General features: G+C 68.9%; 20 protein-coding genes. 14 read left to right on the top strand and 6 right to left on the bottom strand.

Features of this window, described 5'->3' with window-relative positions:
• Positions 1-135: 135 nt before the first annotated feature.
• Positions 136-2,742 (bottom strand): FG-GAP-like repeat-containing protein, encoded by a 2,607-nt coding sequence (locus AC07PV_RS22210; RefSeq protein WP_494631342.1) that lies wholly within the window; start codon positions 2,740-2,742, stop codon positions 136-138.
• A 317-nt stretch (positions 2,743-3,059) separates the two neighbouring features.
• Here AC07PV_RS22210 and AC07PV_RS22205 point away from each other — a divergent pair, with 317 nt between their 5' ends.
• From AC07PV_RS22205 to AC07PV_RS22185, 5 genes are all read left to right on the top strand, one after another.
• Complete coding sequence (locus AC07PV_RS22205) at positions 3,060-3,719, top strand: hypothetical protein (protein WP_494631340.1); 660 nt, start codon at positions 3,060-3,062, stop codon at positions 3,717-3,719.
• A gap of 54 nt (positions 3,720-3,773) precedes the next feature.
• Positions 3,774-4,457, top strand: coding sequence for an IPTL-CTERM sorting domain-containing protein (locus AC07PV_RS22200; protein ID WP_369643746.1), 684 nt, complete (start codon positions 3,774-3,776; stop codon positions 4,455-4,457).
• A gap of 123 nt (positions 4,458-4,580) precedes the next feature.
• Entirely contained in the window at positions 4,581-4,997 is a 417-nt protein-coding gene (locus tag AC07PV_RS22195) for a globin domain-containing protein (protein WP_218297104.1), read from the top strand.
• A 12-nt stretch (positions 4,998-5,009) separates the two neighbouring features.
• Complete coding sequence (locus AC07PV_RS22190) at positions 5,010-5,375, top strand: hypothetical protein (RefSeq protein WP_218297103.1); 366 nt, start codon at positions 5,010-5,012, stop codon at positions 5,373-5,375.
• Between the two features lie 42 nt (positions 5,376-5,417).
• Positions 5,418-6,341 (top strand): DKNYY domain-containing protein, encoded by a 924-nt coding sequence (locus AC07PV_RS22185; protein WP_218297102.1) that lies wholly within the window; start codon positions 5,418-5,420, stop codon positions 6,339-6,341.
• A gap of 103 nt (positions 6,342-6,444) precedes the next feature.
• Here the strand turns inward: AC07PV_RS22185 and AC07PV_RS22180 are convergent, their stop codons facing one another.
• Entirely contained in the window at positions 6,445-6,885 is a 441-nt protein-coding gene (locus AC07PV_RS22180; RefSeq protein WP_218297101.1) for an acyl-CoA thioesterase, read from the bottom strand.
• A gap of 279 nt (positions 6,886-7,164) precedes the next feature.
• Here AC07PV_RS22180 and AC07PV_RS22175 point away from each other — a divergent pair, with 279 nt between their 5' ends.
• Positions 7,165-9,147, top strand: coding sequence for a methyl-accepting chemotaxis protein (locus tag AC07PV_RS22175; protein WP_218297100.1), 1,983 nt, complete (start codon positions 7,165-7,167; stop codon positions 9,145-9,147).
• Between the two features lie 56 nt (positions 9,148-9,203).
• Here AC07PV_RS22175 and AC07PV_RS22170 read toward each other — a convergent pair whose 3' ends face one another.
• Entirely contained in the window at positions 9,204-10,607 is a 1,404-nt protein-coding gene (locus AC07PV_RS22170) for an ATP-binding protein (protein WP_218297099.1), read from the bottom strand.
• The gene (ompR, locus tag AC07PV_RS22165) at positions 10,604-11,359 is read right to left on the bottom strand and encodes an osmolarity response regulator transcription factor OmpR (protein WP_218297098.1); all 756 of its coding nucleotides are present in this window, start codon (positions 11,357-11,359) and stop codon (positions 10,604-10,606) included. The genes AC07PV_RS22170 and ompR overlap by 4 nt, the downstream gene beginning before the upstream one ends.
• Positions 11,360-11,575: 216 nt before the next feature.
• On the opposite strand from ompR, the gene AC07PV_RS22160 reads away from it, so the two are divergent.
• Together AC07PV_RS22160 and AC07PV_RS22155 are read left to right on the top strand one after the other, a co-directional pair.
• A complete protein-coding gene (locus tag AC07PV_RS22160; protein ID WP_494596963.1) occupies positions 11,576-12,172 on the top strand; it encodes a hypothetical protein in 597 nt (198 codons plus the stop codon).
• A gap of 52 nt (positions 12,173-12,224) precedes the next feature.
• Entirely contained in the window at positions 12,225-13,196 is a 972-nt protein-coding gene (locus tag AC07PV_RS22155) for an alpha/beta hydrolase (protein ID WP_494631338.1), read from the top strand.
• A gap of 67 nt (positions 13,197-13,263) precedes the next feature.
• Here the strand turns inward: AC07PV_RS22155 and uvrA are convergent, their stop codons facing one another.
• A complete protein-coding gene (gene uvrA, locus AC07PV_RS22150; protein ID WP_494631337.1) occupies positions 13,264-16,323 on the bottom strand; it encodes an excinuclease ABC subunit UvrA in 3,060 nt (1,019 codons plus the stop codon).
• A gap of 117 nt (positions 16,324-16,440) precedes the next feature.
• On the opposite strand from uvrA, the gene cysC reads away from it, so the two are divergent.
• The 6 genes from cysC (at position 16,441) to AC07PV_RS22120 (ending at position 22,931) form a co-directional block, all read left to right on the top strand.
• Entirely contained in the window at positions 16,441-17,025 is a 585-nt protein-coding gene (gene cysC, locus AC07PV_RS22145) for an adenylyl-sulfate kinase (RefSeq protein WP_369643755.1), read from the top strand.
• 269 nt (positions 17,026-17,294) lie between these two features.
• Positions 17,295-18,473, top strand: a complete 1,179-nt coding sequence (locus AC07PV_RS22140; protein ID WP_218339409.1) for an MFS transporter — start codon at positions 17,295-17,297, stop codon at positions 18,471-18,473.
• Positions 18,474-18,625: 152 nt separating this feature from the next.
• Positions 18,626-19,192, top strand: a complete 567-nt coding sequence (ssb, locus tag AC07PV_RS22135; protein WP_218339408.1) for a single-stranded DNA-binding protein — start codon at positions 18,626-18,628, stop codon at positions 19,190-19,192.
• A 290-nt stretch (positions 19,193-19,482) separates the two neighbouring features.
• The gene (locus AC07PV_RS22130; RefSeq protein ID WP_218297092.1) at positions 19,483-20,058 is read left to right on the top strand and encodes a hypothetical protein; all 576 of its coding nucleotides are present in this window, start codon (positions 19,483-19,485) and stop codon (positions 20,056-20,058) included.
• Between the two features lie 83 nt (positions 20,059-20,141).
• A complete protein-coding gene (locus AC07PV_RS22125; RefSeq protein ID WP_218339407.1) occupies positions 20,142-20,855 on the top strand; it encodes a Bax inhibitor-1/YccA family protein in 714 nt (237 codons plus the stop codon).
• 435 nt (positions 20,856-21,290) lie between these two features.
• On the top strand, positions 21,291-22,931 hold the full coding sequence (locus AC07PV_RS22120) for a hypothetical protein (RefSeq protein ID WP_494631336.1): 1,641 nt from the start codon (positions 21,291-21,293) through the stop codon (positions 22,929-22,931).
• Between the two features lie 278 nt (positions 22,932-23,209).
• On the opposite strand, the gene AC07PV_RS22115 is transcribed toward AC07PV_RS22120, so the two are convergent.
• Positions 23,210-24,657, bottom strand: a 1,448-nt coding sequence (locus tag AC07PV_RS22115; protein ID WP_494631334.1) for a cellulose synthase subunit BcsC-related outer membrane protein, incomplete at its 5' end; no start/stop codon positions are given.

The following is a 24,657-nucleotide window of genomic DNA, read 5'->3' as shown; positions in this document are numbered from 1 at the left end:
ACATGGGCGCGAGCGACGGCCCGCCTGGAAGACCAGCGAGGAGCACGCCACCCTGTTCGCCTGCGGCCCGCCGGGATGGCATGCCTGCCAACGTTGCCGCAGGAGGAAAGCAGGCCCTCGGCCCCCGTGGGCGCGTTACCGCCCCATGCGGCGCCGGACCAGGGCCAGCATGGCCAGGGACAGTCCCATCAGTGCCAGCGGACTGTTCGCGGGCACCGACACAGGGCCGCCGCCACCGCCGGGCGGGATGGATCCCGCGATGTTCGTCAAGGTAAACATCTGCGTGATGGGTTGCTCCAGCACGGTGTCGTACACAATGGCGCTGACCTGGTGCAGGCCCACCGTGGCATCAGCGGTGGCCGTGACTTCCGCGAACCCACCGGCATCGGCCAGCGCGCTTTCCGCAGACAGCACCACCCCGCCGGAGGTGATGAAATAGACACGCACCTGCGGCGTGTTGCTGCCGTCCCAGCCAGTGACTTTCACGCGCAGTTTCTGGGCAAAGGTGGTATTGATCGGCGTGCTTTGGGGCGTGCCGCTCACCGTGGTCATGAACTTGGGCAGATCGGCCACGTTTCTCAGCAGACGGGTTTGGGGGCTGACCAGCGCACTGCCCTGCACGCTGGCCTTCACCGAGTAGGTGCCGACAAGCCCGTTGGCCGTCCCGCTCACCTGCGCGTTGCCTGCGGCATCGGTCACCGCCGTCAGTGCCGAGAAACTCGCCGTGGCACCCGAGACCGGATCGGTCGTGATGGCAAAAACAACCGTTGCGCCTTGCACCGGGTTGCCAAAAAAGTCCTGCACGTGCGCCGTGACGGGTGCCGAGAACGGCTTGGTGACATACGTCCATTGCGGCGTGGACACGTCAAAGGCAATGGCGGCGGCGGCGCCGGCCGGTGCGGAGTTCGACAGCTTGATAGAGGCACCGGTGGTGCCAGGCGCCGTGGCACTGACGCTGTAGGCGCCAGACTTGCCCGTGGCGGTGGCCGTGACCGCCGCGAACCCGTTCGCATCCGTCACGGCCGTGGACGACGACAGCACCACACGCGACGGTACGCTGGGGCCGCCGAACGTCACCGTGACGCCGGCCTTCGGGTTGTTCGAGGCGTCGGTCACCCGCACCTGCAATGGCGTGCCAAAGGCCGTGTTGACCAGCGTGGTCTGGTTGTTGCCCGCCGTGACCGCCAGACTGTCCGTGTTGGTATTGCACAAATTGAAGAGCGGCACATTGCCCAGGCCGGTGATGAATCCCTTCATCTGATAACAACCCATCACGCCATTGGCCACCGGGGTATAGCTGAAGACACCTTGCGCATTGGTGGTGCCCGAGCCCGTGGACGCGATGGGCAGGCTGGGCCCCGGGTTCACCGGGGTCATGCTCACCACCAAGCCCGGCACGCCCACGCCATTGCTGTCGAGCACCTTGATCGACAGGGGTTGCGCAAAAGGGGTACTGAAAACGGTGCTCTGCGGCGTGCCGGTCGTCACGATGGACGAAGCAGCAAGGGCAATGGTCTTGAAAACCGCAATTGTTCCAGCCCCCGGGCCTGACGCCACGAGATCGGCGCGGCCATCGCGATTCAGATCAATGGCGGCGAGCATGCGCGTGACCGAATAGCCGATATGCTCATTCAATACAAAGCTGTGGTTGGCCTGCTGCAATCCCACATAGCCATCGGAGATCACGTCCAGCCGGCCATCGCCATTCACATCGGCGACGATGACTCGCCCCATGTCACGGCCGCCTCCGCCGGAAATCCCCGTGGCGAAAAGCTGGGCGGACGGTAGAAATATGCCGTTGCCAACGCCTTTGGCCAGCCATACGCCCTCGCCGTAATAGTTCTGCATGAGCAGATCAAACTTGCCATCGCCATCGACATCAGCGACTTCTAGATCGCTGATAACGCCCACGCCCGCGCCTACACCAAGAAGTGGCGCCTGGGGTGCGAATGCTCCGCTACCTGCGCCTTTCAGCCATGAAACCGTCGTGCCCAAGACATCGTCTACAAAAACCAGGTCAAGCTGCCCATCGCCGTCAATGTCGGCCAACTGTGAGTCGCGCGTAGATTTATAAGTGGCTAGGCCGCTGTAGGTCACCTCATGCTGCCCCACCAAAAGGAAATTACCGAAGCCGATATTCTGCAAAACCTCAAAATAATGGGTCCCACCGAAACTTCCGGGATCGTACACAGCGACAACGATGTCCAATCTTCCGTCATGGTTCAAGTCGGCGAGCATGGGGTTTGAAGCGCCATAGTCACTCGCATCCGCAAGCCCTGGCCGCTGCGGAACAAAAGCACTGAAATCCCCATTGCTGTTTCCTGAGCCCTTCAATACGGATACGCCCAGGTTGTCGGTAATCACCAAATCAATCTTTCCATCTCCATCGATGTCGCCAGCGGAGATACCGTTGGCTTTTTGCAGACCGAACACCAGATTGTTGAAATCATGCTTCAACGCCAGGCCGCCAATGGGGGTGCCTAGGTAAATGAGAAGCTGGTCGGTTTCGCTGTTGAGAACCGCCAGGTCGGGGTAGCCATCGTTGTTGAAGTCCGCGCTCACGGCCGCTGTCGAAACGTTGGGGGCGTTGCTGGCGCTATTGGCCTGCAAATCTGGCGGGCCATAGATAGCGGCCGCTTGTGCGGGCAGCGTTGCCGCGCAGAACGCGGCGGCGGCTGCAATGCCGGCGGCAACGTGTCTCGCCTTTTCTATCCATCTGCTTGCTATCTTGAGAGTTTTCATGGCTCTTGAATCCGACTGTTTCACTGGAAATCAGTTTAGGAAGCCAAGTCCCCCGGCGCCCCACCCCTGGGGATAGGCGCATCCACAAACAATCTGGCATCCCGGATCAACCGGGGTGCAAGCCAGCGGATGGTTGTGCCGGCGCGCAAAGCCCGCCCGTCCAAATCCCACCCCCAGGGGTGGGGCGCAGCGGCGGGGGAGTCCATAGACTGGACGGCAGACGCGAAATTGCTCCTGAAAGCATAGCTTTGTGTGCGTGACTGGCAAGCGCCAGGGCAATTTTTTCGTGCTTCAGACCTGAACATCCCCGCCGCCCCATGCGAAAGCACCTTGCCCTCCTGGCCCTGGCCACCTTCGTCCACGCTGGTGCCTGTGCCGCTACCTACACCTTCACCGGCCCCACCTACGCCAGCCCGCTGGACTACACAGCACCTTGCTCCGCCGGCACCTGCGCCAACTTCAGCACGGCCATGCGGCAGACGGGTCACTTCACCACCAACCAGCCGCTGCCAGCCAATCAGAGCAGCCTGGACATCACGCCCTACCTCACCTCGTACGACTTCAACGACGGCGTGACCAGCTACAGCATGAACGGAACCAACACCCTGCTGGCCAAGGCCATGGTTTCCACCGACGCAGCGGGCCAGATTGTCGATACCGACCTCGTGTTCCAGCGGTGGCAAACCGCCAGCCATGGCGCAGGCGACCGGTTGAGCTACATGTCGGTCAACTTTGCCAGCTACTTCAACCGACCCTGCGTTTCCCTGTTCAGCCCCGACATCTGCAATACCTTCGCGGACGACGGTGCCACCAGCCACGCCTTTGCCCACGGCAACGGCGGCTGGACGAGTGACATCCCGGGGCCAGGCGGCGTGCAGTCCGTGCCCGTGGACAACCCGTTTGCCTTGTTGCTCACAGCCACGGGCCTGCTCGGCATCGCCCTGCGCGGACGGCGAGAGTTACTTCTCAAAAAATAGCTGCTGCGCTTGCTACACGCTCCCTCAAGGCATTTTTTACAAACCTACTTCGCCATGAAAAAAACTCTTTTGCTGTTGACCGTGCTCTGCGTCCAGGTGAGCGCCTGGGCCGCTACCTACACCTATACCGGCAACCCCTATACCGCGCCCACCGTGCAAAACTACACCAACTGCACTGTAGGCAACTGCGGCAACTTCACCACAGCGATGTTCCAGTCGGGTTCGTTTACCACGGCGCTGCCCCTGCCGGCAGGTCTCAACAATGGCGACATTTCCGCACTGATTACGGGCTTCGCGTTTTCGGACGGACTAACCAGCTATTCCAGTGCTGCGGGCGACACCCTGTACCAAGCCGTCGCGATGACCGATGCCAATGGCGTATTCACCGATGCCATGCTCATCTTCATCCACTGGCCAACACCGTCCCCCCATGCCGTAGGTGATCGCTATGACATGATGGTTTTGCGCAACTTCGTCCTGCACAACTATGAATGCCTGCAAGTCAACGACCCCCATAACGGCGTGTGCAGCTCAGGTACGTTGAGCACTTCCGGCAGTCGCATCGATGGCAATCCCCCAACTACAGGCACTTGGCTAGTCACCGGTCTGCCGCCTGTGGTGCCAGCGGGCGGTGTCAACCCAGTGCCCACTCTGGGCGAATGGGGCGTGCTGCTGCTGGCCGCCTTTATGGCGGGCACCGGCCTGGTGATGCGACGCAAGGTGAGCCACAGCCTTTGAACAAGGCTGCCTCTAGCACTTCACATCGGCGCGATGCGCAACCAATGGATCGCCATCGGTCGCTATATCGCCCGGGCCTCGCAAGCCTTGCTTTTCTACTCTTTCCGTTTCAAGGAAATCTTCATGTCCCCCGAACAGATCCACCTCGTGCGCCAGAGCTTTGCGCAGGTTGCGCCCGTCGCCGCGCAGGCCGGCGCGCTTTTCTACTCGAAGCTGTTCGCGCGCGACCCGGCCATCCAGGGGCTGTTCGGGTCGTCCGACATGCACGTGCAGGCACGCAAGCTGCTGGACATGATCGGCGATGCCGTGCGCCTGCTTGACCACCCCGAGCGGCTGGACGCCGCGCTGCGCGCCCTGGGCCAGCGCCACACGGGCTACGGCGTGCAGGCCGCGCACTACGACACGGTGGGCGCCGCCCTGCTGGAGACGCTGTCCGACGCGCTGGGCGGTGCCTTCACCCCCGCCACGCGCGAGGCCTGGGGCGCCATGTATGCCCACGTGGCGCGTACGATGCAGGCGCAGGCACAACTGCAGCACTAGCCAGAAAGCCCCATGACCCCCACCACGCCCCGCCTTCGCGCCCGCGCCGCCGCCTGCCTGGCGGCCGCACTGGCCATCTCTTGCGTCACTGCCATGGCCCAGACCGCAACGCCCCTGCTGTTCAAGATCGTCACGGTGCGCGACGAGATCCTTGTCGCCGTGCCGCCGGACGAGGCCGGGGCTCCGCGCCCCGAGGCGGCCGCCATCGGCCAGGCCCTGGCCGCCAAGGGCGCGCTCAGCCTCTGGCAATACGCCCCGCGCAAGGGCACCGACGGCGCGCTGGAGCTGGCCCCCCGCGCCAGGATCAGCGTGCTGGCGCACGACAGCCTGCGCGTGGAGCCGTACCCGCCCGCGCTGCGGGTCGTGCCGGTGCCATAGGCCCGCCGCGCACCGCGCCGTGAGTGCCTGTCCACGTTCCCCATGCGGGTCCGCACGCCTGCGCTGACAGGGTCGGCTGCCACCGGGCTCACCCGCGCCTGCGCGCTGGCGCTCGGGGCGCTGGCCGCGCTGTGCGGCTGCGACGGCAGTGCCACGGGCTACCAGCGCGGCTGGGCGGGCGCCTGGACCTACGGCGGCGCGGCCTTTGCCCCGGCCGACCCGGCCACGTTCCAGCCGCTCTCGCCGCACTTCGGGCGCGACGCGCGGCAAGGCTACTGCCGGGGCAGTGCCGTGGAGGGCAGCGAGGGCGCCACGTTCGAGGCGCTGTCGGAGCACGAGGCGCGCGACGGCCGCGCGGTCTACTACTGCAGCACCTACCGCAAGGCGCAGGAGTACTGGGCCTACCAGCACCTGCGCATCGCCACCATTCCCGGCGCCGACGCGGCCAGCTACCGCGTGCTGGCCCACCGCCATGCCCGCGACCGGCACCGCGCCTACGACCGGGGCCAGCCCTTCGCGGTGCGCGATGCGGCCAGCTTCGAGCCGCTCAGCCCCCGCTTCGCGCGCGATGCGCAGCGCGGTTATTTCGAGCATGCCGACATCCCCGGCAGCCACGGCGCAAGCTTTGCGCTGATGGACGAAGACGATCCCGGCTACGCCCGCGACCGCGCGCACGCCTGGCACGGCCACATCGAGGTCAACCAGCCGAACCGGGGCCCGCACCCGGTGCTGCGCCCCTTGCAGGGCGCCGACATGGCCACGCTGCGCGCCCTGGGGCGGGGCTACGCGGCCGATGCGCGGCGGGTGTGGTACCAGGGCGAGCCGCTGGCGCGGGCGGATGCGGCCAGCTTCACGGTGCTGACCGAGGCGACCGCGGAGGTGGACGCACGCGACCGCGCGCAGGCATGGCAGCGCGGGCGGGCCGTTGCGGGCAACGATCCAGGCCCCAGCCCCGGCGTGAGGTGAGGCACGCCGTGTCCCCACCCGCCGCCCTCCAGGGGCAGGGGCCTGCCGCGCGTTGCCAGGGCCCGAAGGCCACCGGCGGGCGGAACAACGCCGCCCGCCCCCGTCACTGCGCCGCGCGCGCGGCCTCCACATGCGCCTTCACCCGCTGCGCCAGGGCCATGTCGCCCGGGGTTTCGGGGCTCCACCTGTCGATGGCGCGGGGCTGTTCATCGGCGTCCACGGCGGTGTACACCGCCACGCAATGCAGCACCTCGTGCTGCGGCTCGCCATGGATGCCGCCGCTGCGCACCTCCACGGCCAGGTGCATGCCGGTCTCGGTGGTGAAGGCCAGGCGCGCATGCACTTCCACCAGGTCTCCGGGCCGGATGGGGCGCACGAAGTGCGCGCCGCCCACGAACTCGGTGATGCAGGGGCCCTTGGCCCAGGCGCTCGCACAGGCAAAACCCGCCTCGTCCACCCAGCGCAGCACGGTGCCGCCGGGCACCCGCCCCGCCTGAGGCAAGGTGCTTTGAGACGCCAGGAAACGCAGGGTGAGGGATTGCATGCCGGGGTGCTCCAAAGGACGGGAGGAGTTCATTATTCTCCAGCGCACCATTTGCTGCGGCCCTGCTCCAGCCGACCGAGGGGCGGTGCGGGACGCCCAGCGGGCACACACGCCGTGCCGCAAAAAATTGACCTGAGTCAAAACCCTACTGAAGACAGACCCCTACATTGCGTTACATTCCGCGCGGTCTGATGGAGGGCCGCATCCCAGTCGGCGGGTGCCGACACCCCGCCCCTGAGGTCTATCTTTTTGCGCACACATTGACGTGCGCCTACTGCCATGTCACTTCTGCACCGGTTAAACCTGCTCGAAAAATTCCTCATCCTGGGAACACTCGGGCTCATGATGAGCGCGCTGCCCACCTACCTGACGGTGCGCGATTCGCTGCACGCCATTGGCCACGCGCGCCACGAGGCGCAGGGCGTGGTCCCCGCACAGGCGCTGACCCGGCTGGTGCAGCAGATGCAGGTGCACCGGGGCCTGTCCGTGGGCATGCTCGGTGGCGACGAAGCCCTGGCAGCGCGCCGCCCCGCCGCGCGCGATGCCGTCAACACGGCCCTGGACGATGTCACCGCCCGCTTTGCGGCTGCCAAGGTGCCCGCCCCCCAGATGGCCACCTGGACCCAGGCCCAGCAGACCTGGCGCACGCTAGAGCAGGCCGTTGCCGCACGCAGCATCGAGCAGGCCCAGAGCACGGCGCAGCACACGCAGCTCATCGCATCGCTGCTGCAGCTCAACGAATCCTTGCTGCATGCCTATGGCCTGCAGATCGACCCTGACGCCGACACCCATGCGCTGATCCAGGCCTCGCTGGTGCAGGCGCCCATGCTGGGCGAAAAGCTGGGCATGCTGCGCGCCCAAGGCGCCAGCGCACTGGGCAAGCACGAGCTGACGCCCCAGGGCAAGGGCCAGCTGCTGGTGCTGCAGCAGCGTGTGGCCGAGCTGCAGGCTGACACTTTCCGGGGACTGGACCGCGCCCTGCAGGGCAACCCCGATCTGCAACGCGCCCTGGGCAGCAACGCGCAGGCGGTGCAGGGCCAGATCCAGCAGTCGCTGCAGATGGCCGAGCGCGACGTGATCAACGCCAGCGAACTCCAGCTGCCCTCCAAGGACTATTTCGACGCGTTCACCCGCACCATCGAAGCGCTGAACGCACTCAACAACCTGTCCATGGCCAGCCTGGACCAGGCCCTGCAGGCCCGGGTGTCCGACCTGCAGCGCCGGCTGCTGTGGATGGCGCTCGCCCTCGCCGTCACGCTCTCGGCCACCAGCGCCATGGCCCTGGTGTTCGTGCGCTCCATGACGGGGCCGCTTTCGCAGGCCGTGGCGCTGTCGCGCGCCGTGGCCCAGGGCGACCTGAGCGGCAGCGCGCTGGCCCACGGCACCAACGAGGTCGGCCAGCTGCTGGAGGCCCTGATGCAGATGCGCGCCCAGCTCACGCAGGTGGTGCGCCAGGTGCGCAACGGATCGGAGAGCGTGGCCACGGCCAGCGTGCAGATCGCGCAGGGCAACAGCGACCTGTCGGCCCGCACCGAAAGCCAGGCCAGCGCGCTGGAGGAAACCGCCGCGTCGATGGAGCAGCTCAGCTCCACCGTGCGCCAGAACGCCGACAGCGCGCGCCAGGCCAGCACGCTGGCCCACAGCGCGAGCACCGTGGCCGTGCAGGGCGGCGAGGTGGTGGCCCAGGTGGTGGACACCATGCAGGGCATCAACGCCTCGTCGCAGAAGATCTCGGACATCATCGGCGTGATCGACTCCATCGCGTTCCAGACCAATATCCTCGCGCTCAACGCCGCCGTCGAGGCGGCCCGCGCGGGCGAACAGGGCCGGGGCTTCGCGGTGGTCGCGTCGGAGGTGCGCTCGCTGGCCGGGCGCAGCGCCGAGGCGGCGCGCGAGATCAAGGCCCTCATCAGCGCCAGCGTGGAGCGCGTGGAGCAGGGCACGGCCCTGGTGGACCGCGCGGGCACCACGATGAACGAGGTGGTGACCGCCATCCGCCGCGTGACGGACATCGTGGGCGAAATCAGCACTGCCAGCCATGAACAGTCGCTGGGCGTGGCCCAGGTGGGCGAGGCCGTGACGCAGATGGACCAGGTCACGCAGCAGAACGCCGCGCTGGTGGAAGAAATGGCCGCCGCCGCCGGCAGCCTCAAGGTGCAGGCCGAAGACCTGGTGCACGTGGTGTCGGTGTTCCGGCTGGGCGACGAAGGCCAGGGCCAGCACAGGGCGCTGCGCCCGGCAAAATCGCTACAAATTCAGTAGCTATTGGCGCTTATCCATCTATCGCTGGCGGCCAATTTCATTCAGATTCTGCGCCCCTATTCCCCTGGGGGCTGAGCCGCAGCGGCCGGCCCCGCCAGCGGCAGCACCAGCCGCGCGCGCAGGCCCTGGCCGGGAGCGCTGTGCAGCTCCAGCGCTCCCCCATGGGCGCGCGCCACGCGCTCGGCAATCGCCAGGCCCAGCCCGGCCCCGGGAACACCCGCGCGCGCCGCGCCGCCGCCACGCGCGAAAGGCTGGCGCATGTGGTCCAGCTCTTTGGCGTCCATGCCGGTGCCGTGGTCGGCCACCTCGATCCACGCCTGCTGCGCGCTGCCGCCCGTGCGCAGCACCACCGGGGCGGCGCCGTGGCGCCAGGCGTTTTCCACGAGGTTGTCCAGCGCACGGCGCAGCGCCTGCGGGCGCACGGGCAGGTTGGGCAGGCCGCCCAGTTCCAGCGCCAGCACACGGCCGTGGTCGGCCTGCGCTTCGGCCACGGCCTGGGCCAGGTCGTTGAGCGATGCGGTGGCGGGCGCCTCGGCCTCGCCCGCGTCAGCGCCCACCCGCGCAAAGTCCAGGAACTGGCCCACGATCGCATCCATCTCGTCGATGCTGCGCGCCATGCTGGCCGCCAGCGGCGCATCCACCTGTGCCCCGGCGATCTCCACGCCCAGGCGCAGCTTGGTCAGCGGCGTGCGCAGGTCGTGCGACACACCGGCCAGCATCAGCGCGCGCTCGTGGTCGGCGGCGGCCAGGCTCTGCGCCATCTGGTTGAAACTGCGGCCCACGGTGGCGATTTCTTCGGGCCCGGCCTCGGGCAGCACCGCGGGTGTCTGGCCCCGCGCGAGCTGCCGCGCCGCCGCCACCACCTGGGCCAGCGGCTGGTGGATGTGGCGCTGCAGCCACCACGCGCCCAGCAGCGCCAGCAGCATGCTGGCCAGCGTGGCCACCAGCCAGGCCCCGGTGAACTCGCGCGTGGGGAACACGCTGGGCAGGTTGAGCCAGTAGTCAGCGCCCTCGTGCACCATGCGCAGGGCCAGCACGCCGGTGCTGTCGCGGCGCCACAGGGGCTGCGGGCTCTGCGCAGGCGCATCACCCACACCCAGGCGGCGGGCCACCGCCTGCACAAACTGCCGCTCCAACGGCGACAGCAGCGCGCGCCGCGCTGCGCTTTCCGGCGCAACGGGCGGCGTGGCCAATGCGGCCTGCCGGTTGAACGCCTCCACAAACGCCACACGCTGCGCCGGGGGCAGCGCCTGCAGCCCCGCCCGCAGCGCGGCCACATTGCGCGCCACGCCATCGGCCACCTGCGCCACGCGGGGCTGGAAGATCATCTGCCGCACCAGCACCGCCGCCACCAGCTGGCCCAGCACGATGAGCACGGCCATCAGCAGCAGGTTGCGCCCGAGCAGGCTGCGCGGCCAGAGCCCCCCGTGGCGGCGGGCGGGGGTTGCGGGTGCCGTCATGGCTGCCGCCCTCCGGCGGGCGCGGCGCCATCGGGCACGAACACATAGCCCACGCCCCACACGGTGCGGATGTGGCGCGGCTGGGCCGGGTCGGCCTCGATGAGTTTGCGCAGCCGCATGATCTGCACGTCAATGCTGCGGTCGGTGGCCGTGTGGTCGGGGCCATAGGCCAGGGCCATGAGCCGGTCGCGGCCCAGCGGGCGCTGAGGGTTCTGGGCCAGGGCCAGCAGCAGGGCGAATTCACCGGTGGTGAGGGGCACGTCCTCGCCGGCCCTCGCGCCCGCCCGCTCCAGCCGCCGTTCAGTCGGCAGCAACACGAAGTCGCCGAACGTCAGGCGTCCGTGCATTCCCTGCGGCCCGGTGTGCGCGCCCAGCATGCGCTGGCGTCGCACCATGGCCTGGATGCGGGCCAGGAGCTCGCGCGGGTTGAAGGGCTTGGGCAGGTAGTCGTCCGCCCCCATTTCCAGGCCCACGATGCGGTCCACCGGGTCGCCACGCGCGGTGAGCATCAGGATGGGAATGGTCTCGCCCTGCGCACGCAGGCGGCGGCAGATGGCCAGGCCGTCTTCGCCCGGCATCATCACGTCCAGCACCAGCACATCAAACCTCTCGCGCTGCAGCAGCACGTCGAGCGGGCCCGCGCCCTCCACCGTGCGCACGGCGTAGCCCTGGTCGCTCAGGTAGCGCTGCAGCAGGGCGCGCAGGTCGGGCTCGTCATCGGCGACCAGGATCTTGGCCAGGGTGTCGGTCATGGGCAGGGAGCAACGTGGCAGGTGAAGGCGGCGTGGTGGCAATGGTAGGCGCTGGCGCGGGCCATGCACCCCCAGCCATGACAAGGGATGACGGGGCCGCAGGCGTTTGTCATGGTTTGTCATACATCGGCGGATTCCTGCCATCAATGGCTCACACCTGGGACCCACAGTACAGCCATGCCACACCCCCAGGCAAACCCCAAGGAGTTGACCACCATGCCTTTGCCGACACGCCCCGCTGACAACGACCTGCTGCAACGCCCCGCACTGGCAGCGGGTGTGTTGGTGTTCTCCACCCTCGCCACCCTGGGGCTGAGCGCCGTGCTGGCGCTGGCCGCCCCCACCGAAGCGCAGGCCCGCACCCGCCGCAGCGTGGAACACAACGCCGATGGCAGCACCACCGCCCGCACCGGTGTGGCCCGCAGCGGCCCGAATGGCGCGGTGCTGCGCGGGCGCACAGCCACCACCGATGGGCAGGGCAACGCGAGCGTGACGGGCCGGGGCGCCGCTGTGGGTGCGCAGGGCGGAGTGGCCGAGCGCCAGGGCAGCACCACCCGCAGTGCAGACAGCAGCGCCAGCCACAGCGGCACCGTGTCCGCCCAGAATGCCCAGGGCAGCCTGCAGAGCAGCGGCGGGGCGAGCCGCAACGCCGACGGCACCGTGACGCAGGCCCGCAGCACCACCGCCACCAACGCGACGACCGGCAACAGCGTGCAGGCGCAAAGCAGCTACAGCAAGGACAACGGCTGGAGCCGCAGCGCCACCTGCTACGACGCGAGCGGCACGGCCTTGGCTTGTCCAACGCGGCCTTGACGCCCTCTGGACCCAGCTACCGCTTGCCCCCTCTGACCTCAGGAGCCTTGCCATGTCCCCGCGCCATCTTCTGACCATGACCGCCCTGGCTGCCCTCACGCTGGCCACCGCCAGCGTGCAGGCCCAGACCACCGCGCAGAACGGCGGCCGCCTGCGCGCCCTCATCGCGCAGAAGCAGGCCGCCGCCGCACCGGCCACGCTGGCCACCGGCGTGCAGCGCATCGCCGATGTGCCCTACGGCGCCGACCCGGCGCAGCGCATGGACGTGTATGTACCCACCAGCCCCACCACAGGAACCAACAGCCTGGTGGCCAGCGCGGTGCGCGCGCCGGTCATCTTCATGGTGCACGGCGGCGGCTGGCGGCATGGCGACAAGGCCATGGGCCGCGTGGTGCAGGAGAAGGTGAACCGCTGGGTGCCCAAGGGCTTCATCCTCATCTCCATCAACTACCGCATGCTGCCCGATGCCCCCGTGGCCGTGCAGGAGCGCGATGTGCAGGCCGCCCTCACGGCCGCGCAGCAGCGCGCGGGCACCTGGGGCGGAGACCCGAGCCGCTTCATCCTCATGGGCCACTCGGCCGGGGCGCACTTGGTTGCCCTGCTCAATGCCCGCGCCCCGCAGGCACTGCGCGAAGGCGCCTGGCCGTGGCTGGGCACGGTGTCACTCGACAGCGCCATGATGAACGTGCCCGCCCGCATGCGCGCCCCGCACCTGCCGCTGTATGACGACGCATTCGGCGCTGACCCTGCGTATTGGGTGGCCATGTCGCCCTTGCACCAATGGACGGCGGGCGCCCCGCCGATGCAGATGGTGTGCTCGGCCCAGCGGGCTGACGACCCCTGCCGGCAATCCGATGCCATGGCCCGCCATGTGCGCCACCAGGGCGGCCGCGCCGAGGTGCTGCCGCAGGACCTGGACCATGGCGAAATCAACGCCCAACTGGGCCTGGACAGCGACTACACCCGGGCCGTGGAGACCTTCATGGGATCGCTGGACGCCGAGGTGGCCCGCCGCCTGCAGTGATGTAGCGGCAATTTGCTACCAAATCAATAGCTTATAACGCTTGATAGATAAGCGCTAGCAGCCATTTTCATTCAGATTTCGTTCGCAGGTAAGGCGCCAGGTACCGCCCCGTATGGCTTGCCGGGTTGGCCGCCAGGTCCTCGGGCGTGCCCACCCCCACCACGGTGCCGCCGCCGGCGCCACCTTCAGGCCCCATGTCGATGAGCCAGTCGGCGGTCTTGATGACGTCCAGGTTGTGCTCGATGATGACGATGGTGTTGCCCGCGTCGCGCAGCTGGTGCAGCACCTTGAGCAGCAGGTCGATGTCCGCGAAGTGCAGGCCGGTGGTCGGTTCGTCCAGGATGTAGAGCGTGCGGCCGGTGTCGCGCTTGGAGAGTTCCTGCGCCAGCTTCACGCGCTGCGCCTCGCCGCCCGAGAGCGTGGTGGCGGCCTGGCCCAGGCGGATGTAGGAGAGCCCCACGTCCAGCAGCGTCTGCAGCTTGCGCGCGATGGCCGGCACGTCCTTGAAGAACGCGTGCGCGTCCTCCACGGTGAGCTCCAGGATCTGCGCGATGTTCTTGCCCTTCCACAGAACTTCCAGCGTCTCGCGGTTGTAGCGCTGGCCGTGGCACACGTCGCAGGGCACGTACACGTCGGGCAGGAAGTGCATCTCCACCTTCACCACGCCGTCGCCCTGGCAGGCCTCGCAGCGGCCCCCGGCCACGTTGAAGCTGAAACGCCCGGGGCCATAGCCGCGCTCCTTGGCGGTGTTCACCTCGGCCATCAGCTCGCGGATGGGGGTGAACAGGCCAGTGTAGGTGGCCGGGTTGCTGCGCGGCGTGCGGCCGATGGGGCTCTGGTCGACGTTGATGACCTTGTCGAAGTACTCGATGCCCACGATCTCTTCGTGCGCGGCGGGCTCTTCGTGGGCGCGGTAGATCTGGCGCGCCACGGCGGCGTACAGCGTGTCGTTGACCAGGGTGCTCTTGCCCGAGCCCGAGACGCCCGTCACGCAGGTGAGCAGGCCCACGGGGAAGTCCACGGTCACGTTCTGGAGGTTGTTGCCCGTGGCGCCCGCCACGCGCAGCGCCTGCACCGCGCCCTGGCGCGCGTGGTGTTCGGCCATGCGCTCGGCGCGGCGCTTGCTGGCCTCGGTCTGCGGAAAGCGCGACTTGCCCTTGACCTCCACCACCGGCGCCGCCTGCTCCACCACCGGCAGCCAGGGCGTGCGCCGCTTCGGCACGGCGATGGACAACGTGCCCGACAGGTACTTGCCGGTCAGCGATTCAGGGTGGCTGCGCACCGCGTCGTACGTGCCCTGCGCCATCACGCGGCCTCCGTGCACGCCGGCGCCCGGGCCCATGTCGATCACGTGGTCGGCCGCGCGCATCATGTCCTCGTCGTGCTCGACCACGATCACGCTGTTGCCGATGTCGCGCAGGTGCTGCAAGGTGGCGATGAGCCGGTCGTTGTCGCGCTGGTGCAGGCCGATGCTGGGCTCGTCGAGCACGTACATCACGCCGGTGAGGCCCGAGCCGATCTGCGACGCGAGGCGGATGCGCTGCGCCTCGCCGCCCGACAGCGTCTCGGCGCTGCGGTCCAGGCTCAGGTAGTTCAAGCCCACGTCGTTGAGGAACTGCAGCCGCGTGGTGATCTCGCGCACCACCTTGTCGGCGATCTCGGCCTTGGCGCCCGTGAGCGTGAGCGCCTGGAACCAGCCGTGCGCGGCGCTGAGCGTGGCGTGGCTCACCTCGAAGATCGCGCGGGCCTGCGCGCCCTCGCCCACCTTCACGTGGCGCGCCTCGCGGCGCAGGCGGGTGCCGTGGCATTCGGGGCAGGGCTGGCTGCTGCGGTAGCGGGCCAGGTCCTCGCGCACCACGACCGAATCGGTCTCGCGGTAGCGCCGCGCCATGTTGGGCAGGATGCCTTCGAACGGGTGCTTCTTGGTGTAGACCTTGCCCTTGTTGGCGCCACTGTCCAGGATGTAGCTGAACGCGATCTCGTCCTCGCCCGAGCCGTGCAGCACGGCATGCTGCACGGCGGCGGGCAGCGACTCGAACGGCGCCTCCACGTCGAAACCGTAGTGCCGCCCCAGGCTCTCCAGCATCGCGAAGTAGTAGCCGTTGCGCCGGTCCCAGCCCTTGATGGCGCCGCTGGCCAGGCTCAAGCCGGGGAAGGCCACCACGCGCGCCGCATCGAACACCTCGCGCTGGCCGATGCCGTCGCACGCCGGGCAGGCGCCCATGGGCGAGTTGAACGAGAACAGGCGCGGCTCCAGCTCGGCCAGCGAGTAGCTGCACACCGGGCAGGCGAACTTGCTGCTGAACAGGTGCTCCCGGCCCGTGTCCATCTCCAGCGCGAGCACGCGGCCGTTGCCGTCGTTGCCGCCCACGCGCAGCACGGCCTCGATGCTCTCGGCCAGGCGCTGCTGCATCTCGGGGCGCACCTTCAGGCGGTCGATCACCACGTCGATGCTGTGCTTCTCGGTCTTCTTGAGCGCGGGCAGGCTCTCGTATTCGTAGATGGTGCCGTCCACGCGAAAGCGGATGTAGCCCAGCGCCTGCATCTGCGTGAAGAGCTCGGTGAACTCGCCCTTCTTCTCGCGTGCCACGGGGGCCAGCAGCATGAGGCGCGTGTCCTCGGGCAGCGCCAGCACGGCGTCCACCATCTGGCTCACGGTCTGCGCGGCCAGCGGCAGGCCGTGGTCGGGGCAGTAGGGCGTGCCCGCGCGGGCGTACAGAAGGCGCAGGTAGTCGTGGATCTCGGTCACCGTGCCCACGGTGGAGCGCGGGTTGTGGCTGGTGGCCTTCTGCTCGATGCTGATGGCGGGCGACAGGCCCTCGATCAGGTCCACGTCGGGCTTGTCCAGCCGCCCGAGGAACTGCCGCGCATAGGCCGACAGGCTCTCCACATACCGCCGCTGGCCCTCTGCATACAGCGTGTCGAACGCCAGGCTCGACTTGCCCGAGCCCGACAGCCCCGTGATCACCACGAGCTGGTTGCGCGGGATGTCCAGGTCGATGTTCTTGAGGTTGTGCGTGCGCGCGCCGCGGATGCTGATGCGCTGCTCGCGCAGGGCATGGGCGAGGTAACGGCCAGCGTCGGACGGGGCAGCGGGCTCGGGGAGCGGGGCGGAAGGGGGGTTCACGGTGGGCGCGGCTCTGTGCAGGGAAACCCACCATGATAGGCCAGGCACGCCGCGCCGGTGGGTGGCGGCCGTCATGCCATTAACATGGCGCCAAGTTCATCCGCACATTCCACCCCAGTGTCCGATCCCACCCCCCATATCCATGCCCAGGCGCTCACCGTCACCCGCAAGGAGCGCGAACAGCTCGGCGGCCACCCCGGACGGGTCATCTGGCTCACCGGCCTGTCCGGGGCCGGCAAGTCGACCATCGCCAACGCGCTGGAAGGCGAACTCCATCGCCAGGGCAAACGCACCTACATCCTGGATGGCGACAACATCCGGCAGGGCCTGAACCGGGACCTGGGCTTCTCCGACGCGGACCGGGCGGAGAACATCCGCCGCATCGCGCAGGTGGCCCGGCTGTTCGTGGATGCGGGGGTGATCGTCGTGGTGGCCTTCATCTCGCCCTTTCGCGCCGAACGCCAGGCGGCCCGGGACCTGTTCGCGGCGGGGGATTTCGTGGAGATCTTCGTCGACGTTCCACTCGCGCTCGCGGAGCAGCGGGACCCCAAAGGCCTGTACCGGAAGGCCCGCACGGGCGAGCTGCGCCAGTTCACCGGCATTGATTCCCCGTACGAGGCGCCGCTGGCCCCGGAGCTGGTGCTGCCCACCGCCGAGCTCACGCCCCGCGAGTGCGTGCAGCGGATCTGCGGCCTGCTGTGAGCCTGCCGCCGCCGTCCGGCAGGGCACCGCCATGGTCCGCTGAACCGGCACCGCGCCGCCCGCGCACCGGCAGGGGCCTGCCGCCAGGCGCCGCCCCCGCAGAGGCCTTCGGCCCCCTTCGCTCGCCCCCGCGGACAGGCGCTTGCGCGCAATGGGCGAAAATCCCCGCTTTACCCGCCCCATAGGGCACCACCGTGCCGGAATCCTCTTCCCCTTCTTTTTTGGGCGCCGCCCCGCAGCCCCCGTCCCCGCCGCCTTCCGACAACGCAATGACACCGCTGGAGCGCCGCTCCAGCGTGAGTCTGGCGCTGATCTTCGCGCTGCGCATGCTGGGCCTGTTCCTGGTCCTGCCGGTTTTCGCGCTGGAGGCACGCAAGTACCCCGGCGGGGACGATCCGGCGCTGGTGGGACTGGCCATGGGCATCTACGGTCTCACGCAGGCGCTGCTGCAGCTGCCGCTGGGCATGGCCTCCGACCGGTTCGGGCGCAAGCGCGTGATCGTGCTGGGGCTTTTGGTGTTCGCCGCCGGCAGCCTGCTGGCGGCGCTGGCCGATTCGCTCACGGGCCTGCTCGCGGGCCGCGCGCTCCAGGGCGCGGGGGCCGTGTCGGCCGCCGTGACCGCCCTGCTGGCCGACCAGACGCGCGACGCCGTGCGCACCAAGGCCATGGCGCTGGTGGGCGGCAGCATCGGCCTGATGTTCGCCGTGGCGCTGGTGGCGGCCCCCGTGCTGGCGGCCCACATCGGGCTGGCGGGCCTGTTCGGCCTGACCTGCGCCCTCGCACTGGCCGGGGTGGCGGTGGTGATCTGGTGGGTGCCTGCGGAGCCCGCGCGGCACGGCGATGCCGCACGGGGCCGCCTGGCCGACGTGTGGAGCCACCCGGATCTGCTGCGCCTGAACCTGGGCGTGTTCGTTCTGCACACCGTGCAGCTATCGATGTGGGTGGCCGTGCCGGCCCTGCTGGTGCAGGCCGGCCTCGCCAAGGACCACCACTGGCAGGTCTACCTGCCCGCCGTGGTGCTGTCGTTCGGGGCCATGGGCGGGCTCTTCGCGCTGGAACGCGCCGGCAGGCTGCGCGCGGCGCTGCTGGGCGCCATCGCGCTGGTGCTGCTCGTGCAGGTGGGCCTGGGCACGCTGGCGTCCAGCGCCGCGCCGCCGACGCTGTGGGTGCTGGGGCCGCTGCTGTTCGTCTTCTTCTGCGGGTTCAACGCGCTGGAGGCCAGCCAGCCCAGCCTGGTCTCGCGCATGGCGCCGCCCCAGCTGCGTGGCGCCGCGCTGGGCAGCTACAACACGCTGCAGTCGCTGGGGCTGTTCGCCGGCGGCGCGCTGGGCGGCGCGCTGGTGAAATGGGCCGGGGCTCCGGGCCTGTTCGCGGCGACCGCCGCACTCACGGCCCTGTGGCTGGCGCTGACCTGGCCGCTGCGGCCCGTGGGCCGCGGCGGCCATTGAGCACAACAAGCGGCGGCGGGCCTGGGCACGGCCGGGCGCTGCCGGGTGGGGGCTTCCATTGCCCCCCGCTTGCGGCACAATGGCGCGTTTGGCGCCCGGAAACTCTCTCCAAATCCGGCGCTTTGTTACTTCCTTAAGGCAAAGACAGCACCATGGCATCCGTAAACAAAGTCATCATCGTCGGCAACCTGGGCCGCGACCCTGAAATGCGCACTTTCCCCAGTGGCGACCAGGTGGCCAACGTGACGATCGCCACCACCGACAAGTGGAAAGACAAGCAGTCTGGCGAAATGCGGGAAGCCACGGAATGGCACCGCGTGGTCTTCAACGGCCGCCTCGCCGAGATCGCCGGCCAGTACCTGCGCAAGGGCTCGCAGGTGTACGTCGAAGGCTCCCTGCGCACGCGCAAGTGGACCGACCAGAGCGGCGTGGAAAAGTACAGCACCGAAATCCGCGCCGACCAGATGCAGATGCTGGGCAGCCGCCAGGGCATGGGCGGCCAGGGTGGTGGTGGCCAGCAGGGCGGCGGCTATGACGATGGCGGCTACGGCGGCGGCGACCAGGGCGGCGGCTATGACCAGGCCCCCCGCCGCGCCGCGCCCGCGCCGCGCCCCATGGCGGCACCCGCCCAGCGCCCCGCCCCCGCCCCCGCACCCGCGGCCCAGGCACCGCGCGCGGCCTCGGGCTTTGACGACATGGATGACGACATCCCGTTCTGATGGACCCACCCCTCTTGCAATGACCCGGCCAGGGGCCCGCAGCACGGACGCTGCGGGCCCTTTTTTTTTGCCCCGGCGGGCGCCGCGCGGCGCTTTTACACCGGCCGCGGCGCCGCCCACCCCGCCACTTTGTCCAGTGCGGCACCGCCGCAACGGGGCCAACACTTTTTTACATCCGGCGCGCCCAACTCGAAGATCATCTCGTCCTTGCCGGCCGCTGCATCCAGCAGCGGCGGCAATTTCAGCCTGTATCCACAACATTCAAGCAAGAACGAGAGAGAGGGAACGTCATGCCAGGATTCGTCCGCAAGATTCTGATTTTCATCACCGGCTACGCATGGCTGCTGCTGCTGGCCGGCCCGGGCCTGATCGGCCTGTCGCTGTACAGCGGCTGGAAGGCCGAGGGCGACCATGCCTACGCGGCGCGCGAGAGCCTGCAGTCCGTGGCAGGCACCGTGACGCAGGCGTCCGAGGTGACGGTCAAGCGCAAGCGCCGCTCCACCAAGAAGTACTACGAAATCAGCGTGAAGCCCGATGCCGCGGGCGCCGAGGAGCGCAAGCTGCGCATCGACTACAGCACGCCCCAGCAGCTGGTTGGCAACCTCATTGACGAGAAGATCACCGCCCTGGTGGACAAGAGCGACAGCGACCTGGTGTACGAAGTGGCGGTCGATGGCAAGCCCGTGATCAGCTACGAGGCGACCCGGCAGCGCCTGCAGGCCGAGGCGGCCTCCTCCGCACGGTCCTTCAGCGGCGCGGGCACCTGGATCTTCGCGATTGTGCTCACCCTGCTGGGCGCCTTGGGCGTGTGGTGCAACCGCAAACTGCGCGCCGCCGACCAGGAGCAGCAGCTCAGCGCTGCCTGAGAATTTTTCACAGAGAGGGAGGGAGGGGCGCTGTGGCCATGCCCTTCCCCTGTTTTCACAACGATCCAATGGAGGAATGCGCCATGAACCCCAATGCACTGACCCCTTCGACGCCCGAGGGCGCGCCGTTTGAACGGCGCGACTTCATCGTCTCCACCTACAAGCACCTGGGCGCCGCCATGCTGGCCTTCGTGGTGCTTTCCGCCGTGCTGATGGCGACCGGCTTTTCCGGCGCAACGGCCAAGATGCTGCTGGGCAGCGGCAACAAGTTCCTGTGGCTGGGCGTCATGGGCGCGTTCATGCTCGTGGGCTGGCTGGCCTCGTACATGGCCGACAACTCTGAAAACCCGCAAACACAGCTGATGGGCCTGGGCCTGTACGTGCTGGCCGAAGGCCTGATCTTCGCGCCGATGTTCGGCATCGCGCAGATCGTGGCCCCCGGCGCCATCGGGGCGGCGGCCTTCATCACGCTGCTGCTGGTGGGCGCGCTCACCTGGACGGCGTTCACCACCAAGACCGACTTCTCGTTCCTGGGCGGCATCCTGAAGGTGGGGGGCCTGGTGGCCCTGGGCACCATCATTGCCGGCGCCATCTTCGGCTTCAAGCTGGGCATCTGGTTCTCCGGGATCATGGTGCTGTTCGCGGGCGCCTGCGTGCTGTACGACACCTCGCGCATCATCCACGACTACCCCGCCGACCGCCCTGCGGGCGCCGCGCTGCACCTGTTCGCCTCGATCGCGCTGATGCTCTGGTACGTGCTGCGCATCCTGATCAGCCTGGCGACCAACGACGACTGAGCCGAGCCGCCCGCGCGGCCCGCAAGGCCGGACTCCCGCCCGGAGTCCGGCCTTTTTTGTTGAGTGGCCACAGATGGAGGCAAGAAAACCGCCTCACCCCTTGCTGGCAAAGCGCCAGAAGCTACAAAAACAATAGCAAACCAGTACACGCCACGCCGTGCGCCCTGCCGGCCGCGGGATGCGCCGGGCCGCCGCGCCCCGCCCAGCAAGCCCGCAGCCCCTTGCGGTGCCCCATTTCCCATCGTCCTTTGGGCCTGCTGCTGGCACAATTGGACACCGCCAGCCAGCCTGCATGCCGCGCATGCGCGCCGGCTGGCGCGCCGAGTGCGCCTTGCGCCACGCCCCGGTGCGGAGGCCTCCAGCACTGCGGCAGGTGCCGTGCTTGCGCACCCGCGCCACCCACCTGCCACCCACTGATCTTTCTTTCTGTCCATCATGCGCAAATCTCTTTGGCTTTCTTTGTCCTGTACGGCCTTGCTCGCCAGTTGCGGCGGCGGCTCCTCCGATGGAGCGGATGTGGGCCCCGCCCCGGGGGTTCAGCAGTTCCCTGGCGGCGTGTGGGAAGGCACGGTGGGCACGGGCGCGGCGCAGCGCCAGGTCGTGGGCTACATCGATCCGGGCCCGATGGGCACCGGCGGGGAGTTCTACCTGGCGCGCGAAGCTCCCGGCGCGGCGGGCTTCGATGCGCTCTACGGGCGCCTGAATGTCAACGTCACCGCGGTGCTGGCCACCGGCGTGACGTATTTCTCGGTGCAGGACGGCAAATTCGCCACCGGCCTGACGCTGCGCGGCACGGCATCGAACAGCGGCAAGATCGGCCGCACCGACGGCATCAGCGGCAACTACAGCGATCCGGTGCAGACGGCGGCCGCCTCCGGCGCCGTGGTGCCGTTGAAGCTCTCGTACAGCAGCCTCAATTTCCACACCGCGACCGCCACGCTGATCGAGGGCACCTACCGGGGCACGGGCCTGTTTGGCGGCGGATGGGTGCTCACCGTCACTCCCCAGGGCCAGCTCTCGGGCCGCATTGGCGGCTGCCTGGTCACGGGCTCGGCAACGCCCCGCGCCGCGGGCTCGCCCTTGTACTCGCTCACGCTGAACCTCTCCGGCGACACGACCTCCTGCGGGGCCAGCGGCACCCAGCAGTCCGGCATCGCCGTGCTGCGCTTCGACGCGGCGGGCGTACCCAACGGCATCTGGGCGTTCACGCGCAACGCAACGGGCCCCGACAACACCTACACCCTCAACGGCATCGCCGACCCGCGCACCACGACGCCGCCCTCGGCCACGCCGCTGTCCGTGGCGGGCAACTGGCAGGGCGCCTTCACGCTGCCCACAGGCGTGATTGGCGACACGTCCGTCTGGGGCAGCGTGCTCCCGGATGGCGGCCTGTTCTTCTACACCAACAGCAGCCTGGACCACAATGCGCTGTACGGCCGGCTCATCCGCTACGCGAACAACGCGACGAACAACCGCTTCGTGACCGCGAACGACGGGGTGTTCTTCAACCGGCTGCTGGCCAACACGGGCGCCTACAACGAGTCCGTGCTGATCGACGGCACGCTGCAAAGCGCCACGGGCTCCAGCACCGCCAGCCTGTTCAACGGCACCTTCAGCTACCCCACCCAGCCCGGCGGCGCCCCGACCCGCTTCAGCGTCCAGCCCGACCCCCTGTATGCGCTGCCCGCCGGCAAGGTGCCCACCACGGCCCTGATCGTCGGCACCTACAAGATGGCAGGCACCGGCTTTGGCGGTGACACCACGACGCTCACGGTCTTCGCCGATGGCGCGATCACGGGCCTGACCACCAGCGGCTGCGAGGTCGCGGGCAAGCTCCTGGGCGAACTCGGCAGCGGCCTGAACCTGTACCGCGTGGAGGCGTTCGGCTACCTCAACAGCCCGAATGCCCCCATCACCTGCGGCCTGTCGTCCGGCCCGCCGCAGTCCGGTTCAGCGGCTGCGCAGTTCGACGCCAACGGCAACGTGGTCGGCCTGCGCATCCTGACCGCCGGGCTGTCCGTCGCGGGATCGCGCGCCCACACGGTGTTTGTGGGCGCCAAGCAGGCCACGCCCTGAAGGCAAGGGGGTGGCACCCTGCAGCAAGGCGGGGTGCCACCCGTCGGCCCCTCGCGGGATGGCCATGCAGCCCGGCCGATGGCCTGGCTCCGGCCCCTCGACGGCTTGTGCATGCGATGCCTTGCGTGCGTGCAGGCAGGCTGAGGCACACAGGTAGGTAGGCTGGCAAGCAGGCCACGCGTGGCCGCCAGCAAAAAAAGGCCCGCCGCACTTCATGTGCGGCGGGCCTTTTTGTTGCCTGCAGAAAGCTGGTGGGCCCTCTGGGAAGTTCTGTGGCCTCAGTAGCTATAGGGCGACCGCAGCGGGTTGACCGGGAAGGCCTGCAGGCCGCTGTAGGGCTGGAACGCGTACCGCACATACAGGCCCCCCGCGAATTCGCGGTAGTTGCGCGCGTTGTTGAGCGACAGGTGCCCGCCCAGGAACACCTGCGGGTGCATCTGGTACTCCATGGCGGCGCCCAGGTTGTAGCCCAGGCCCGTGCGGGACTGGCCGGGGTAGATGGCCGTGGCGCCGGTTTCGCCGAAGGCCAGCGCGTCGCTGGCCGCCTGGACGGCACTGGCCTGCCGCGACGGGCTGTTGGGGAAGTACGGTGCCGCGTCTTCCTTGAAGTACTGCACGCCCACCGAGCCCTTGAGCTGGTAGGACAGGCGGCCATTGCGCTGCGCCCATTCGACCGGAATGCCGAAGGACACGAATTGCTGCGGGCTGAAGTACCCGCCGTGGCCCACGGTGAAGTAGCGCAGGTTGCGCTGGTACGACAGGCCCGTGAAACTCAGGCCGGCCGTGAGGTCCTCGTTGGAGGTGCGGTGCACATGCCAGTACATGCCGCCGCCCAGTTCGGCCCGCGCATTGCTGCGCACACGGGTGCCGGTCAGGCCGTGCAGCGAGCCGTAGCCGTACACGCCCAGTTCGCCATCGTCCCAGGTGAGGTCCAGGCGCCCGCCCGTGGCCGACACCCCCCCCCAGCGGTCTCCCGTGCGCGCATCGCGGGCACCGGCGAACGACAGCAGGCTGTCGGTCACCGGGCGGCGCGACAGGTCTCCCGCCACGGTGAGGTTGTCGGTGAGGGCCGTGCGGTATCGCACGCCGGCCGTGACGTCCGACTGGCCGAAGCCCAGCGGCGTGCTGCCGATGTCGGCCCGGAAGCCGCCGTTTTCATAGCCCACGCTCAGCCCGATGCCGCTGTCGCTCTGCGACCCCGCCGCGCGCTCGGGCATGTCCAGCGCGGTGACCGGGCCGCCGCCAAAGCGGCTGACGGTGCCGTACGGAGACCCGGGCGATCCCGCGCTGGCGCCCGTGGGGGTCACGCCCAGGAGCAGGTGCCCGTCGCCCACGCTCATCTTCAGCTGGACGGGGGCTTCGATCTCGGAATGCTGGCTCATGCCCGCCTCGCCCTGCCGGGCACGCGCCGTGGCACCGACCGAGAAGCTGGATATCTGGCTTTGCTGGACTTCCCGCAGCTCGTCGCGGGCCGTACGGGGCCGCGCAGGGTCCGGCACGTTGCCCATCCCGGCCGTGGCCCAGGCCGAGGGAGCCGCCGCGGCAGGCGCACCGCCGCGCTGCAGCGGCTGGGGTGCCGCCGCATACCCGCCATAGGCCTGCGCGGGCGTGAGGTAGCCCCCGCTGGCGGCGGGCTGCGCAGGCACCTGGGAGGCGGACGGAGCAGCGTACGCGGGCGCCACGGCCGGTGCCGCGGGCGCGGCGGCGGACGACCGCTGGACGGGGG

The organism is Acidovorax sp. GW821-FHT09A11 (assembly GCF_059418365.1).
Note: the sequence above shows the minus strand (reverse complement) of the source record. Positions and strands in the feature narration are given on the sequence as shown.